The sequence below is a fragment of the Mycobacterium sp. NGS66 genome (assembly GCF_059812225.1).
Map to the genome: position 1 here is coordinate 686561 of NZ_JCALCG010000001.1, position 14697 is coordinate 701257.

The following is a 14697-nucleotide window of genomic DNA, read 5'->3' on the forward strand; positions in this document are numbered from 1 at the left end:
CCCAACGGTTAACCCCCCAACTGCTCGGCGCGCTTCTTGAGGTTTTCGGCGAGGGCGTCGAGCACGTTGTTGAGCAGCATCTTCACCATCGGCGCCGGCACCGACATGCTGGGCTCGATGTCCAGGTCGACGGTCAGCAAGGACTTGTTGCCGATCGGCACCACGCTGAACAGTTGTTCCTGCTTGAGGAATAGGTCGCCCTGCTGCATCACGGTCTGGATCTGGTTGGGACCCGGGTAGTAGACGGCCTGGATATACGTACCCGCCAGGCCTTGAACTTCGGTGTCCAGCCGCAACTGACTGGGACGCCCGTCGTCGTAGCGGGCGAGCACCCACGCGCCTTTGACCGCTTCGTTCCACTGCGGGTATGCCTCGAAGTCGGCCACGATGGCCATGATCGCCGCGGCGTCGGCGTCGACCTCGCTGGTCTTGCTCAGAACGGGCATGGGCGAAGCATAACCGGGTGCGCGACTGCCTTTTCCTCGCCTTTTCGGGGCCTTTTCGGGCCGACTTATCGGCCTTACCGCGGAACGCAGGCCGAAGCCAACAGCGTTCGGATGGCCTCCGGTATGGGGACCGGCTTGCGGGTGGCGCGATCGACGTACACGTGCACCCAGTGCCCGAGCGCGGTAATCGGCTGGGCCGGGCCGGGGCGGAACATACCGAGGCGGTAGGTGACACTGCTGCGACCCAACCGCGTCACCGCGAGGCCCACCGCGAGGCCCTCGGGGAAATGCAGCTCGGAAAAATAGCGACAGCCGGATTCGGCGACGATCCCCTGCGCGGGCGTGGTGAGTGGATCAAGGCCGGTGGTCGTGTTGATCCAGGCGTTGATCGCGGTGTCGAACAGCTGGTAGTAGACGGCGTTGTTGAGGTGACCGAACATGTCGTTGTCGGCCCACCGGGTTCCCACCGGCCACAGCACCGGGAAGTCGTTGCTGGTCAGCTTGTCCGGAGCGGACGGGTCCGCCGGGACGCCCGGGGGTGCACTCATGGTTGTATTCCAACATGTTTCACATCCGGGGCGCGGTGCTGGAGCGGATCGGTTCGCCCCGGCCATATGCGGAATCCCGGCCGATCAGCGTCGTCGATCTCGATCTCGACGGTCCGGGCCCCGGCGAGGTGCTGGTCCGCATCGAAGCCGCGGGGGTGTGCCACTCCGATCTGTCGGTGGTGGACGGCAACCGGGTGCGGCCAGTGCCGATGCTGCTCGGCCATGAAGCGGCCGGGATCGTCGAAGCGGTCGGTCCCGGCGTCGCCGACATCGCAGCGGGTCAACGGGTTGTGCTGGTGTTTCTGCCGCGGTGCGGCCACTGTGCGGCGTGCGCCACCGACGGACTGACGCCATGTGCAGCCGGCAGCGCCGCCAATACCGCCGGGACGCTGCTTGGTGGCGGTATCCGGCTGGCCCGGGCCGGCCACCCGGTTTTCCACCATTTGGGTGTCTCGGGTTTCGCGACGCATGCGGTGGTCAATCGGGCGAGCGCGGTTGCGGTGCCATCCGACGTGCCGCCCGACGTTGCGGCACTGCTCGGGTGTGCGGTACTGACCGGCGGTGGCGCTGTGCTCAACGTCGGCGATCCACGACCGGGCCAGACGGTGGCAGTCGTCGGCCTCGGCGGCGTCGGGATGGCCGCGGTGCTCACCGCATTGACCTACGACGACGTGCGGGTGATCGCCGTCGACCAGGTGGCCGAAAAGCTTAGTGCTGCACGGCGATTAGGCGTAGACGAGGCTTACACGCCGCAGCAGTGTGCCGAGGCGGGCGCCAAGGCCGACGTCGTGGTGGAGGCGGTCGGCCATCCCCGCGCGCTGGAGTCTGCGATCGCGCTCACCGCTCCGGGTGGTCGCACCGTCACCGTCGGCTTACCGCCGCCAGCGGCTCGAATCAGCGTGTCGCCCTTGGGCTTTGTCGCCGAAGGCAGATCGCTGATCGGCAGCTATCTGGGCTCGGCGGTACCCAGCCGCGATATCCCGCGGTTCGTCGCGATGTGGCAGTCGGGCCGACTCCCGGTCGAGGCGCTCGTGTCGTCGACGATTCGGCTGGATGACATCAACGAGGCGATGGACCACCTGGCCGACGGCACGGCAGTACGCCAACTGATCCGGTTCTAGTGCCGAGCAGACGCAAAATCGCCCGAATCACCGGCGATTTGGGGGATTTTGCGTCTGCTCGCCGGGGCTTAGCGGATCTGCAGGCATTGACCGCCGTCGACGACGAGCTCGCAACCGGTGATGAACGAGGCTTCCGTCGATACCAGAAACGCGACCGCATCGGCAATCTCGTCAGGGCGGCCGAGTCGTCCAAACGTCAACGTCTTCGCCAGTCGCTGCTGGGTTGCGTCGTCGAGCATTGGTGTCGCGATCGGCCCGGGGAACACGGCGTTGACGCGGATGCCGAGTGGCGCCAATTCGGCAGCGGCGGTCTGGGTCAGGCCGCGCAACGCCCACTTCGAGGAACCATAGGCGCAATGCTGGGGAAAGGGTCGGATCGCGCCGGTACTACAGATATTCACGACGGCAGCGTTTTCCGCCGCCCGAAGCTGATCCAGCGTGGCCCGCATGCCCAGGAAAACACCCAAACAATTGACTCGCCAAGCCTTTTCAAAGTTCTCGGCGGTGTCGGCGGCCAACGCGGCGCGGTGCAGCACACCGGCATTGTTGACCAGCGTGGTCAGCGACCCGAATCTGTCGATGACGGTTTCGACGGCCGCTTCCCACTGTTGGGCCGAGGTCACGTCCAGTCCGATCCCGATCACTTCGTCGGCGCCTAACTCGTCCACTGCGGCTAACAGCTCCTCGCGGCGTTGGTCGCACGCCGCCACGCAATAACCTTGGCTGCTAAGCCGTTTGGTGATGGCCCAACCCTGCCCGCCGGCCGCTCCGGTCACCAGTGCGACACGACGGTCACCGTTCATTTCGCGGTCGCTTCACGCAGGTATTCGGCCGCTCCGCGGCGCAGCGCTTGCGATTCCGCGGCCAGGGTCACCATCCGAAATCCCAGCCGACCCATGGTGCAACCCGTCTTGCCCTCACCGGCGTGAATGCCCGTGACCAGGCAGGCCGCCGTGGCGGTGCGATGGATACGCACTATCGTGTCCAGCACTTCGGGCTTGGTGATCGCCCCGACCGCCTCGAATCCCATCGAGAGGGCCAAGTCGGCCGGCCCGACATAGATTCCGGCCAAGCCGTCGACGGCGCAGATCCGATCCAGGTCCGACAGTGCCGCGGCGGTTTCGATCATCGCGAAGACGCTGACCCGCGACGCCAGGGCTGCGGCATCGTGGCCGAGGCTGGCCCGCAACGGGCCGAAGCTTCGGATGCCCAGGGGAGGATATCGGGTGGCGGCCACTGCCGCGGCGGCCTGCTCGGCCGACTCGATCATTGCGATGACGACGGCGTCGGCTCCGGCATCCAGCACCCGCCCGATCGGGGCCGGGGCGGCATCGGGCAGCCGCACCACCGTGCTGATCGGCACGTGTTCGATGTGGCGAAGCGTCGCCGCGATGCCGGCATCATCCAGGTAGCCATGCTGCGCGTCAAAGCCCACGTAATCGTAACCGGCCCTGGCAAATTCAGCGGGACCGATCAGCGTCGGCCCGGTGATCCATCCACCCCAGAGGGTCGATCGCTGGCTCAGCGCCAGCTGCAGGCTGCCGGTCACGTTGTCGGTCATGCGCAGTCCGCGATCGCGATCTTGACCCGCTCGGGGTCCGGCCGACAGGCCAGCTCGAATGCGGCCTGCGCATCGCCGATACCGAACGTGTGGGTCAGATAGGTGCTCAACAGCTCCGGGTGCTCGGCGGCAAATCTTCCGGCCAGCTCGAGCACTCGTCGTCTGTCAAGCGTTACACCGGATTTCAGCGTCAAGTTGTTGCGCAGCATGGTGCGCATACTAATGGGGTAGGAGTCGTCGTCGGCAACGCCGAAATAGAAGACCGTGCCGCCGGGGGCAGCCGCGGCGATGGCGTGACTCAAAGTGGCGACCTGGTGGCCGACGGCCTCGATGACGACGTCCGCGCGGTCGCCGGGTGCCAGCTGACTCACCCAGCGGTCGCTGGTGGCGCGGACCGCCTCGTCGACTCCGAATGCGGCGGAGAACTTTTCGCGATCCACGGGATCCACCCCGATGACACGCCTGGCTCCGGCCGCCCTGGCGACGAAGGAGAACAACAACCCCAGGGAGCCCTGACCGATGATCGCGACCGATAGCCCGGCCAGGTCGGGAAGTTGCTCACACGCGTAGAGCACGCACGCCAGCGGTTGCAACCCGACGGCCTGAGCCGGGGTCAGCGACGGATCGTAGGGCGCCAGCCCGTCGCCGTCGCTGACCACCCGCTCCATCAGGCCGTCGAAACCCGATGCCCAGCCCACCACGCGATCCCCCGGCCGGTGCCGCGGATGCCGGCTGGCGATCACCTCCCCTGCGACCTCATGTATTGGGAATCCGTCCTTTTCGGCAGCGCTGCGGCCGTCATCTCCGGGCAGCCGGCCTCGGACACCGCGAAACGCGGGCAGATCGCTACCACAGACACCGGCGGCCAAAAACCGCAGCAGCACTTGACCATCGGCCAAGCAATCGGGAGTTTTGTCGGCGATCTGCGTCCGCTCGAACTGATAGGGCGCGACGATCCGGTAAGACCACACGTCAGACCTCCACCGGGATGTTGTTCCATCCCCATTGGAAGCTGGACGGCAGCCGGGTGGCCCGCTCGCTTCGTATCGCGAAATCCGGAACGCGCCGTAGCCATTCCTGAAGCAACACAACCACTTCCAGCCTGGCCAAGTGGTAGCCGATGCAGAAGTGCTGGCCGCGACCGAATGCCAGAGAGCGACGGATCGGCCGGTTCCAGACGAACTCGTCGGGGTCGCGATATTCCCGCTCGTCGCGGTTCGCCGAAGCCAGCAGCGTGATGACCCGCTGGCCCGGTTCGATGGTCTGATCGTGAATTCCGAAGTGCTTCCGTGCTGTTCGGGCGAACCATTGGGCGGGTGCGCAGAAACGGATCATTTCTTCACGTGCGACGGGCACATTGGCGACTGGATCGGCGCGCACCGCGGCCAACTGTTCGGGCCGCCGGCTGAGCTCCCAAAGGCCGTGGGCGACGATCTTCGGCACCGTTTCCGTCCCGCCGATGAAGATGCACAGCATCTGCGTGGCGACCTCGACGTCGTCGAGCTCGCTCCCGTCGGGCAACCGGTAGTCGAGCAACCCGTCAACCACGGGCAGTACACCGTCGGATAGATGGGCTCGGCGGCGCCGGACCACCGGCACCAGGAACTCCAGGTAGTTGGGCCGGGCTTCGGCGGTGTCGACACCGACGCCGGGCTCGGCGAGGCTGCCGGCGTTGACGGCGGCCAGCACGTCGGAAGCGAGATCGGGTGGAATGCCTAGTAATTCGCACACAATGGCAGCCACTACGACGCCGCCGTAGTCCTGCGTCAGGTCGAAGGAACCTTGCGGCAACAGCAGATCGAGTCGCTCGTTGGCCAACTCGCGAATTCTGGCTTCCAGCCCGGCAACCGCGCGCGGCCGCAACGGCTGCGAATGGGCGCGGCGGATCTGGCCGTACAGATCGGCGTCGAACACCGCGTGGAACGGCAACGGATGCAGCGGCGGGTCGTCGACCGGCCCGGTGTTGTGGTTGGCCAGCACCGACGCAGCGGGCAACGTGCCTTCCGACGCCACGAAAGTCCCGTCGTTCACCTCCAGCACGCGCCAGATGTCGTCGAATCGGGAGAGCGCGAACGTGTCCCACTGCGGCATGTAGTACACGGGATAGTGATCGCGCAGGATTCGGTAGTACGGCAACGGATTTGCCATCACTTCCGCGTCGAAAGGGTCGTAGCGGAAGCCCGGCGGAGCGTTCACTGCAGTGGTGACGGGGGCAGGGCCTGCAGAATCGAGTCCTCCCACCCGTCGCGCAGGGCCGGGGCCACGCTCATCCAGGTGACGATCTCGGCGGGTGGGTTGTCCTTCCACGACGGGTAGTGCTGCGCAAAGCAATCCCAGCCGCCGTCGAGTGCCCAGTAGTGGATGACCTCGTTGTAGCGGAACGTCGTGGTGAACGAGCCCAGCCATCGTTTGCCCGTGCGTTCTGACCACGGGACGTAGAGGCGCTCCAGCTCGCGGATGTAGTCGTCCTGTCGGCCCGGCTTGGTCTGCATGATTTCTTGAATGACCAGTGGCGCAGTGAAATTGGACTCGCGCAGCTGGGCCAGCGTTTTGTTGCTCGGGCCGGGGTACATGATGCGGCCCTCCCCCGACGCGCCGATGTCGGCCAGAAACGCGGACCACTTGCCTGCCGCGACCTCGTGGCTGCCGCCGCGGGCCTGCGCCGCGCCGATCCGTGCGTAGTCGGCGAACCCGTCGATCTCCCAGATGATGGTCACCTGCGGCCAGTGGCCGTTGTAGGCGGTGCATTCCCAGATCGCGAACAGTCGCGCGCCCAGCTCGTCCATCATCGGCTGATAGATGTCGACAAACAGCTCCGTGAAGCGGTCGCTTCGGCCGGATCCCAGCGCGATTGTCTCGTGCAGGTACAGCAGGGTGTGGCGGTAGTACTTCTTCATGTCGCTAGCCGAGCCGGATGAGCTCCGATTCAACCGGCAGGCAGGTTGCGGTATCCCGCAACAGCGTCTCGGCGGAATCGGTTGCGTCGCAGTCGATCCCGGCTGCCTCAAGAGCGCAGCCCTTGAACACCCGGGCGGCGGCGCTGAGCACGTGCTGCACCCTGGTCAGCCCGCGGCTCACCTCGGGCGGCCAGCCGTCACCCCACAAGGCGACTTCGGTTGACCGGTGATGCAACGCCTTGAGTACCCGGGCCGCAACGGTGGGATCCGCGGTGAACGCCTTGGCGCTGACGGCCAGGCCCTGGCCCACGGCGCGGCTGAACCAGGAGTCCATATCCACCGCCGTGACCCCGAGGATTCGCAGCGGCCGCTCGTCCCACCCGGGCGGCAGCAGCACGGTCACCTCCCAACCGGCCATCACTCGGTCGTACATCCACCCCCCGGCGGACTGCACCGCGTCGCCGGTGCTGGCGGCCACCACGTCGAGCCGGTAGCGCAGACTCTCGGCGTCCACCCGAGGCCGGCCTGTCGCGCCGCGTTTCCGATAGTCGCTGATGTCGAAAGTTCCGGTGACCATCCATCCATTCCTTTTGCCCCAAAACGGGTGCCTACGGCGTGGCCTGGGCGCTTCTCATGGGCTGTCACCGCCTCACCGTGCGGGTCCGACCGGGTGACGCGGCTCACCGGACAGCGTGACACTTCAAGGCGAATTTGTAAAGGTCCGACGGGCGAGTCAGCTGCCGCGGCGCGCCTGCAGCTCGGCGAGCACCTCGTCAGTGTGCTGCCCGAGTTGCGGTGCGGCAGAACGCGGCGCCCAGGGCGTGCCATGGAAATCCACCGGCGTGGCGACCATCGGAATGCTTGCGTCTTTGTCCGGCACGTCGACTATCCCGCCCGCGGCGTGGAATTGTTCGTCGGCCACGACATCCTCAAGCGTGTTGACCGGCGACCAGAAGAAATCGGGTTCTGCTGCGAAGACCTCCGCCCATTCGGCCAGCGACTTCGTCGCGAAGATCTCGTCCAGGGCAGCGATCAACTGCACAGCGTTGGCCGCCCGGGATCGGGCGTCGCGGTAGCGCGGATCCGTCAACCACTCCGGTCGGTCGACGGCACGACACAGCGCCGGCCAATGCCGGTCCACCTCCAGCCCGACGATCCAGAACCGGCGACCGTCGCCGGCTTGATAGTTGTTCATGCATGGGTTGCCCATCGACTCCCGCTGCCCGATCGCGATCGGCTGCCCGGTGAGCAGGTAGGTGTTGAGGTCGAAGCTCACCGTGTAGGCACCCTGGCGATACAGCGACGTGGTGACCAGTTGTCCTTCGCCGGTCCGCTCGCGGGCCAGCAAAGCCGCGCACACCGCTGCCGCCAGGGTCATGCCCGCCGAGTGGTCCCCCATGCCGCCACGCTGGAACGGCGGCGTGTCGCCGGGCCGAGTCAGTAGGTGGGCGACACCGGCGCGCGACCAGAAGGCCGCCACGTCGTAGGCCGCGCGGTCTGCGTCGGGTCCGGTTTCGCCGTAGCCCGTGATCAGTCCGTAGACCAGCCGCGGGTTGTGATCATGTACCGACTCGTAGTCCAGCCCGAGCCGCCGCAACGCAGCAGGGCGCACGTTTGTGACGAAAACATCGGCGCCGGAGAGTAATTCGAATGCGGTGTCGCGTCCTTCCGCTGTGGTGAGGTCCAGCACGATGCTGCGCTTGGAGCGGTTGTCCATTTCGAACGGAGGGTTGACCCCAAGATCGCAGCCCAGCATCCGGCCGAACATCCGCCCTGGATCGCCGGTCGGCGGTTCGATCTTGACGACGTCGGCGCCCCAGTCGGCCAGGATGCCCCCGGTAGCCGGTCCGGCCACCCAGACTCCGAGCTCGACGACTTTGATGCCCTCCACCGGTCCCGCCATGACTGGCACCTTAGCCGCCGTGCTTGGGTTCGGAGTGGGACCATTCTTTGATGCAACCGGACGACCGGAGAGGCGAGTGATGCAGAGGAGATCAGCATGAGCTTGGTCGCCGGGCGCGGGCCGCTGAGCAGAGATCCCGCGGGACGGTTTGCTCCCCCGATACCCTCCGAAGTCGTCTACATCGAGCCACATCCGCGGCGGATACAGGCGTTCCGGCAAAACCGACTGGTGCTCGACACCGAACACGCGCTCATGGTGCATCGCCAGGGTCGTCCGCTCAGCTATGTCTTCCCGGCCGGCGAAGTCAGCGAATTACCCACCGAGCCCGAGCCGGAGGCGCCCGGGTTTGTCTATGTCCCTTGGGATTCCGTTGACACATGGCTGGAGGAAGGCCGCAAACTCGTGCACTACCCGCCGAATCCGTACCACCGCGTGGACTGCCGCCCCACGACGCGCCGGCTGCAGGTAAACATCGGAGGCACCGTGTTGGTGGACACCCAAGACACCGTCATCCTTTTCGAGACCGCGCTGACACCGCGGCTCTACGTGGATCCGGCACACGTTCGCACCGACCTGCTGCGGCAGACCGATACGACGAGCTACTGCAACTACAAGGGCATGGCGACCTACTGGGCCGCGATGATCAACGACACGGTGATCGAGGATGTCGCCTGGAGCTACCAGGACCCACTGCCGGAAAGCCTGCCCATCAAGGGATATCTCAGCTTCGACGAAACCCGTGCCGACGTGCTGGCCGAGTTGCCGGGTCTAGAGGTCCGCGAAAGTGCAACTGGCAACGCATTTCCCGAGAAGCGCCGTCGGTAGTTGCACTTTCGCGGCCAAGGCTACTGATAGCTAGGGCGACCCAGTCCCAACGCGTGCTGCGCGATCATGTTGCGGAATACTTCGAGCGTGCCGCCGTAGATGCCGATCGGCAGCGCCAGCCGGAAGAGGTATTCCGCTGCGCCGTCGCCGATGGCGCCCGGAGCATCGGTCGGCAGTGCCGATGCGGTCCCCAAGATATCCATCAGATCGCCGGATATGTCGCGCATCGTCTGAGCCATGGCAACCCGACCGAACATGCCCGGAGTAGACAGCGCCGCTTCCATCCGCGCAACGCTGCGGCCCAGCCGGTAGCGCACCGAGTCGTCGCCAGGCGCAAGAGTCGCGACCTTGTCCACCGTCTCTGCCATCAGCATGCCGTGGCCTGACATCGCCGCAATGTTCTGCAGGCCATGATCTTCCGGGTCGACGATGCCGTGTTCGGAATCCAGCGCCGCTCGCATCACGGTCCAGCCGCCGTTGACCTCACCGATCCGATAGAAATCGTCGACGCGCACGTCGCTGTAGTAGACGATATTCGTCCGATCGCCGTCCAGCGTGCGGATGCCCTGGATCTCGATGCCGGGCGAATCCAGCGGCACCAGAAACATGGTCAGATTCTTGTGTTTCGGTCCCTGTGGGTCGGTGTTGGTAAGCAGGAAGACGTACTTGGCGTTCTGCGCGTTCGAGGTGAACATCTTGGAGCCATTGATGATCCAGCCTTCGCCGTCGCGTACCGCGCGGGTCTTGCAAGTTGCAACGTCGGAGCCGCCTTCCGGCTCCGTGTAGCCCAGACACAGCCGGATCTCGCCAGACAGCACTCCGGGGAGTACCTGCGCGCTCAGTTCCGGCTTGCCGAATTGTTCCACCAGCCGAGCGACGACGGACGTGGTGCCCCAGTGGTACCAAGGCGTGTGAGCCCTGGCGATCTCCAACTCGAAGATCCGCCGACGCACGGGGTTGAATCCGCCTTCGGACTCGATCCTCCAGTCGGCGGCCAGATAACCAGCTGCCCCAAGCGCCAAATGCACTCGCTCATCGAAGTTTTCGCCTAGCTCGTGATCGCGCCGGCGTACTTCGTCGGTGACGTGCTCGGCTAGGAAGGCCCGCAGATGATCACGGAACGCCTGGTCTTCGGCGCTGAGTGCGACGTGTGAGAAGTCCATTCACATCACATCGATGACGAGCGACCGGAACCGGTCGATACTTTCCAGCACATGCGCCAGGCTGTCGCCGGGCAGGCCCACCTGTACCCAGGTAACACCAACCGCTGCAAGCTTTTCCAAACCGCTCAAGTATGCGTCGGCATGAAACGCGTCACTGGCGGGGCTGCCACCTTCGAAGTTCGTGAAGGTGATGTCGATCGTGGACCAGTCACGTCCCGACGCATCGCATCGACGCCGCAAGTCCTCGATGCCGTCGCTCAGGCGCTGCACCGAATCGATGACCGCGGTACCCGCCGTCCGGGCCAGCTGCGCCGGCGCCGGGAACGGACACCAGCCGTCGCCGTATCGGGCGACTCGCTCGCGGGAGGCCGCGGTGTTGCCGCCGACCCATATCGGCGGCGGAGTGCCCGGCCGGGGGTGGGCGGTGATGCCGCGCGCGCTGAAATGCTTTCCTTCGAAAGAGATATCGTCGCCGGACCACACCGCACGGATCACCTGCAACGCCTCTTCGAACAGCTCGGCGCGTTCGTCGTAGTTCACGCCCAACGCCGCGAATTCCCGTTTGAGGTAACCCACGCCCACGGCAAGGGTAAAACGACCGCCGGACAGCAGATCCAGCGTTGATCCAGACTTGGCCACCACGAAGGGATTTCGATACGGCAGCACCACGATATTCGGCACCAGCCGTATCCGACTCGTCCGTGCGGCGGCGAAACCTAGTGCTACAAACGGGTCTAACGCGTCATGGCCGCCGGCTTCCAGCCAACGCTGCGACGGCGCCGGGTGGTCGGTGAACCCGAATCCATGAAATCCCGCGTCTTCGGCCGCCTTGGCGACCGCGGCGATACTGTCCCCGCTTAGCAACTCCGGGTTGTAGGGGTGGCTATGCATCGGATGAGTGATGGTGAAATACATGGCTTTTGCCCGCGACAGAACGCTAGAAACGTGACCGTGAGTCGATCGCGGTGTCGCTGGTGCGCAGCGGTCGAATCAGCGACTCCTGGGCGAAGGACGCCAGCAGGTCGCCCTGCTCGGCATGCACCGTGCCCCGCACGTAGGACATTCCGGCGCCGACCTGGGTGCTCTCGTGGGAATAGAGCAGCCAGCCATCCCACTGCACCGGCTCGTGGAAGGCGACCGAGATCGTCATCGGCGCGGTGGACACGGTCAAGTGCGCTTGACTTGTCCCGATGCCGGGGTGCGCACGCATGGTCGTGGAAATCCCCAGATGGCCGGTGAAGTACGCCAGTAGCGCCTTGGCCAGGTCGTCTCGCTCCGGGATGGGGTCGTAGTGCAGCCACGCGTAGAGCTCCGGCGGCCCGACCTCGTCGGGGCTGTTGACGTCGACCACGTCCACCAGCCGCAACTCGCGGCCGATCATCGGCATCTCGGCGGGGTTGGCCTCGGAAGGCCCGGCCACTTCGGGCCGCGGGAGGTGGTGGCGGATGACGTCGTCGGTGGGGACGTCGGCCAGCACCGTCACGCTCATGCAGCGTCGGCCGTTCTGGTGCACGGCGACGATCGCGGTCGCGGTGGACCGGCCTTCGGCAACCACATCCAGGATCAGTTCGACCGGCGGTCCCACCATGACGGCACGGGAGAACACCGCGTGCGCCGAGCGCACCGATTTGTCCGGGAATCGCTTTGCCGCAGCGACTATCGCCTGGGCGACCACCTGAGTGCCTTCCACCACCTGCCGACCGTCCTGGCCGGCCAGCCCGGTGTCGCCGGTGAATCGGTCGGGCCCGTCGGCGGTTACGTCGAAGAGATCCAGCAGGGTGCCCACAGACCATTGGGCTTGATCAGATTCTGTCGTCAACACGCTCACCTCTCGCTCCCGGAACCCACGGCTCAGCGTGACACTTTGCGCATTGCTTGTAAAGCTGGTCCACCGCCCGCCCCACGTTGACAGCAATACCTCCGGTGCATGACACTTCTGCAGTGATTTGTAACGTCATGACCGAGCTCACCGCCCTGGCCCAGGGCTTTTGCTTCGGCGAAGGACCGCGCTGGTTCGAGGGGTTGCTGTGGTTCTCCGACCTGCTGGGCGAGGCCGTACACACCTGCGACATGCGCGGCTCGTTGACCACGCTCCCCTTGCCCGGCCACACGCCGTCGGGCCTGGGTTTCCGGCCGGACGGCTCACTGTTGATCGTCTCCAGCAAAGACCGGTGCGTGCTGCGCTATGACGGCGAAACCGTGGTCACCATCGCCGACCTATCTGCCCTGACGCCGGCGAGCCTCGGCGATATGGTCGTCGACAACGCGGGGCGGGCCTACATCGGATCCCAGGCGTTCACCAACGGCCTTATCGTGCGGCTCGACCCGGACAACAGCGCCACGGTGGTGGCCGACAACCTCGACTTTCCCAACGGAATGGTCATCACGCCGGACGGCACGACGTTGCTTGTCGCTGAGTCGACCGCCCGGCGTCTGACGGCCTACACCATCCGTGACGCGGGCATGCTGACCGACCGACGCGTCTTCGCCGACGGGTTCGACGGCCCACCCGACGGCATCGCGCTCGACGCCGAGGGCGGCGTATGGGCCGCGATGACGCTGGCACACCAGTTCGAGCGGATCGTCGAGGGTGGTGCCGTGACGGACCGAATCGACATGGGCGACCGGGCGGCGATCGCCTGCACGCTCGGCGGTCCGGAGCGCCGCACGCTATTCCTGTTGTCCAGCACCGACGCCTATCCGCAACGGCTGGCCGGCACGAGGCTTTCCCGGCTCGATGCCGTCACGGTCGCCACGCCCGGCGCCGGCCTGCCCTGAAACCTTTGCAAAGGTGAATGCATGTCCGATTCGTACTACGAGCTGATCGAGGTCGACCGCGCCGACGGGCTTGGGGACAAGTTCCGGGCCACCGACCTGGCCCGCGGCACCTGGTCGTCGTCGATACAGCACGGCGCGCCCGTATCGGCGCTGCTGGTACGCGCGCTGGAGCGATGCGAGCAGCGCGAGGACACCAGGTTGAGCCGGGTCGTCATAGATCTGCTCGGACCGGTGCCGGCCGAGGGCGACCTGTGGGTTCGCCAAACGTTGGAGCGCGCCGGCAAGCAGATCGAGTTGGTCACCGCCGAGATGCTGGCCGCCGGCCCCGACGGCCGGCCCAGGGCGGTCGCCCGGGCCAGCGGTTGGCGATTGCAGCAGCTGGACACCCACGCCGTTGCGCATGCGGCAGCACTTCCGCTGCCGCCGGTGTCCGAGGCGCACCCACGCAACCTGGCGGCGCGGAAGTGGGACCGCAACTACGTACACAGCCTGGAGTGGCTGTGGTTGACCGAACCGATGACCCCCGGCCACGGCGAATCTTGGATCAGGCCGACAGTGGACCTGGTCAAGGGCGAAGCCATGACGCCCTTGGAGCGACTGTTCGCGGTGGCCGACTGCGCCAACGGCATCGGCAGCAAGCTGGACATCACCAAGTGGACGTTCATCAACACCGATCTGGCGGTGCATGTGTTCCGGATCCCCGACGGCGACTGGATCGGCATTCGCGCGGAAACCAACTACGGGCCCGACGGCATCGGTACGACGGTTGGCGCGCTGTTCGACGAGCGGGGCGCGATCGGCGCCATTCAGCAGTCGGTACTGGTACGCAGACGTCCGAGACGCCCGGAGACCGATAGATGACCACAACTCTGCGGACGCGGCTAGGGTCTCCACTATGAGCCAGCCGGCCCAGACGACGGACTTCGGCGAAACCGACACCTCGACTCGCCAACGGATCCTCGCGGCCACCGCCGAGGTGCTCGGACGCAGCGGGACGACGAAGCTGAGCCTCTCCGAAGTCGCGGCCCAGGCCGGCGTTTCCCGGCCCACCCTCTACCGCTGGTTCTCCTCCAAACAAGAGTTGCTTTCCGCCTTCTCACACTACGAGCGCCAGAGCTTCGAAAGTGGGTTGGCCAAGGCGACCGCAGGTCTCAAGGGCGTCGAAAGACTGGACGCCGCACTGCGATTCATCGTCGAATGGCAGTACTCGTACTCCGGAGTGCGGATGGTCGACGTCGAACCCGAGCATGTCATCCGACAGGTCGCACGGGTGATCCCGGAGATGCGCGAGGGCCTGCAACGGCTGCTGCCCGGACCCAACGCGGCGGTGAAGGCCGCAACGGTAATCCGGATCGCGATCTCCCACTACATCGTTCGAAGCGACGACGCCGACCAGTTTCTGGCCCAGCTGCGGCACGCCGTCGGCATCAAGAACACCGGCTAGTCCAGCCGCGA

The 14697-nt window shown here is 65.9% G+C and carries 17 protein-coding genes; 5 read left to right on the forward strand and 12 right to left on the reverse strand.

The window, feature by feature from the left end; all coding sequences use genetic code 11:
- Positions 1 to 8: 8 nt before the first annotated feature.
- Together AC5Y2L_RS03325 and AC5Y2L_RS03330 are read right to left on the reverse strand one after the other, a co-directional pair.
- Positions 9 to 446, reverse strand: a complete 438-nt coding sequence (locus tag AC5Y2L_RS03325; RefSeq protein ID WP_499936224.1) for an SRPBCC family protein — start codon at positions 444 to 446, stop codon at positions 9 to 11.
- A 74-nt stretch (positions 447 to 520) separates the two neighbouring features.
- Positions 521 to 994: an acyl-CoA thioesterase gene (locus tag AC5Y2L_RS03330; RefSeq protein ID WP_499936225.1), complete on the reverse strand. Its 474-nt coding sequence runs from the start codon at positions 992 to 994 to the stop codon at positions 521 to 523.
- 14 nt (positions 995 to 1008) lie between these two features.
- Between AC5Y2L_RS03330 and AC5Y2L_RS03335 the strand changes: the two genes are divergently transcribed.
- On the forward strand, positions 1009 to 2115 hold the full coding sequence (locus AC5Y2L_RS03335; RefSeq protein WP_499936227.1) for an alcohol dehydrogenase catalytic domain-containing protein: 1107 nt from the start codon (positions 1009 to 1011) through the stop codon (positions 2113 to 2115).
- Between the two features lie 68 nt (positions 2116 to 2183).
- Here AC5Y2L_RS03335 and AC5Y2L_RS03340 read toward each other — a convergent pair whose 3' ends face one another.
- The 7 genes from AC5Y2L_RS03340 to AC5Y2L_RS03370 form a co-directional block, all read right to left on the reverse strand.
- The gene (locus AC5Y2L_RS03340; protein ID WP_499936228.1) at positions 2184 to 2918 is read right to left on the reverse strand and encodes an SDR family NAD(P)-dependent oxidoreductase; all 735 of its coding nucleotides are present in this window, start codon (positions 2916 to 2918) and stop codon (positions 2184 to 2186) included.
- Entirely contained in the window at positions 2915 to 3676 is a 762-nt protein-coding gene (locus tag AC5Y2L_RS03345) for an HpcH/HpaI aldolase family protein (RefSeq protein ID WP_499936229.1), read from the reverse strand. The genes AC5Y2L_RS03340 and AC5Y2L_RS03345 overlap by 4 nt, the downstream gene beginning before the upstream one ends.
- Positions 3673 to 4647, reverse strand: a complete 975-nt coding sequence (locus AC5Y2L_RS03350; protein WP_499936230.1) for a zinc-binding dehydrogenase — start codon at positions 4645 to 4647, stop codon at positions 3673 to 3675. The genes AC5Y2L_RS03345 and AC5Y2L_RS03350 overlap by 4 nt, the downstream gene beginning before the upstream one ends.
- A gap of 1 nt (position 4648) precedes the next feature.
- Positions 4649 to 5824, reverse strand: a complete 1176-nt coding sequence (locus tag AC5Y2L_RS03355) for a cytochrome P450 (RefSeq protein WP_499936540.1) — start codon at positions 5822 to 5824, stop codon at positions 4649 to 4651.
- Between the two features lie 44 nt (positions 5825 to 5868).
- Positions 5869 to 6573: an NIPSNAP family protein gene (locus tag AC5Y2L_RS03360; protein WP_499936232.1), complete on the reverse strand. Its 705-nt coding sequence runs from the start codon at positions 6571 to 6573 to the stop codon at positions 5869 to 5871.
- Positions 6574 to 6577: 4 nt separating this feature from the next.
- Positions 6578 to 7150 carry a hypothetical protein gene (locus AC5Y2L_RS03365; RefSeq protein WP_499936233.1) on the reverse strand — a complete coding sequence of 191 codons (573 nt, stop codon included), beginning with the start codon at positions 7148 to 7150 and terminating at the stop codon, positions 6578 to 6580.
- 156 nt (positions 7151 to 7306) lie between these two features.
- Complete coding sequence (locus AC5Y2L_RS03370; RefSeq protein ID WP_499936234.1) at positions 7307 to 8476, reverse strand: CaiB/BaiF CoA transferase family protein; 1170 nt, start codon at positions 8474 to 8476, stop codon at positions 7307 to 7309.
- 96 nt (positions 8477 to 8572) lie between these two features.
- On the opposite strand from AC5Y2L_RS03370, the gene AC5Y2L_RS03375 reads away from it, so the two are divergent.
- The gene (locus AC5Y2L_RS03375) at positions 8573 to 9301 is read left to right on the forward strand and encodes a DUF427 domain-containing protein (protein ID WP_499936235.1); all 729 of its coding nucleotides are present in this window, start codon (positions 8573 to 8575) and stop codon (positions 9299 to 9301) included.
- Between the two features lie 20 nt (positions 9302 to 9321).
- Here the strand turns inward: AC5Y2L_RS03375 and AC5Y2L_RS03380 are convergent, their stop codons facing one another.
- The 3 genes from AC5Y2L_RS03380 to AC5Y2L_RS03390 are packed head-to-tail and all read right to left on the reverse strand — an operon-like array spanning position 9322 to position 12292.
- Positions 9322 to 10464 (reverse strand): acyl-CoA dehydrogenase family protein, encoded by a 1143-nt coding sequence (locus AC5Y2L_RS03380; RefSeq protein WP_499936237.1) that lies wholly within the window; start codon positions 10462 to 10464, stop codon positions 9322 to 9324.
- A complete protein-coding gene (locus tag AC5Y2L_RS03385) occupies positions 10465 to 11379 on the reverse strand; it encodes an LLM class F420-dependent oxidoreductase (RefSeq protein WP_499936238.1) in 915 nt (304 codons plus the stop codon).
- Positions 11380 to 11401: 22 nt separating this feature from the next.
- Positions 11402 to 12292: an acyl-CoA thioesterase gene (locus tag AC5Y2L_RS03390; protein WP_499936239.1), complete on the reverse strand. Its 891-nt coding sequence runs from the start codon at positions 12290 to 12292 to the stop codon at positions 11402 to 11404.
- Positions 12293 to 12420: 128 nt separating this feature from the next.
- On the opposite strand from AC5Y2L_RS03390, the gene AC5Y2L_RS03395 reads away from it, so the two are divergent.
- The 3 genes from AC5Y2L_RS03395 to AC5Y2L_RS03405 are packed head-to-tail and all read left to right on the forward strand — an operon-like array spanning position 12421 to position 14686.
- Positions 12421 to 13242: an SMP-30/gluconolactonase/LRE family protein gene (locus tag AC5Y2L_RS03395; RefSeq protein WP_499936241.1), complete on the forward strand. Its 822-nt coding sequence runs from the start codon at positions 12421 to 12423 to the stop codon at positions 13240 to 13242.
- A gap of 21 nt (positions 13243 to 13263) precedes the next feature.
- Entirely contained in the window at positions 13264 to 14103 is an 840-nt protein-coding gene (locus tag AC5Y2L_RS03400; RefSeq protein WP_499936242.1) for a thioesterase family protein, read from the forward strand.
- Positions 14104 to 14137: 34 nt separating this feature from the next.
- Entirely contained in the window at positions 14138 to 14686 is a 549-nt protein-coding gene (locus AC5Y2L_RS03405) for a TetR/AcrR family transcriptional regulator (RefSeq protein WP_499936244.1), read from the forward strand.
- Positions 14687 to 14697 lie beyond the last annotated feature (11 nt).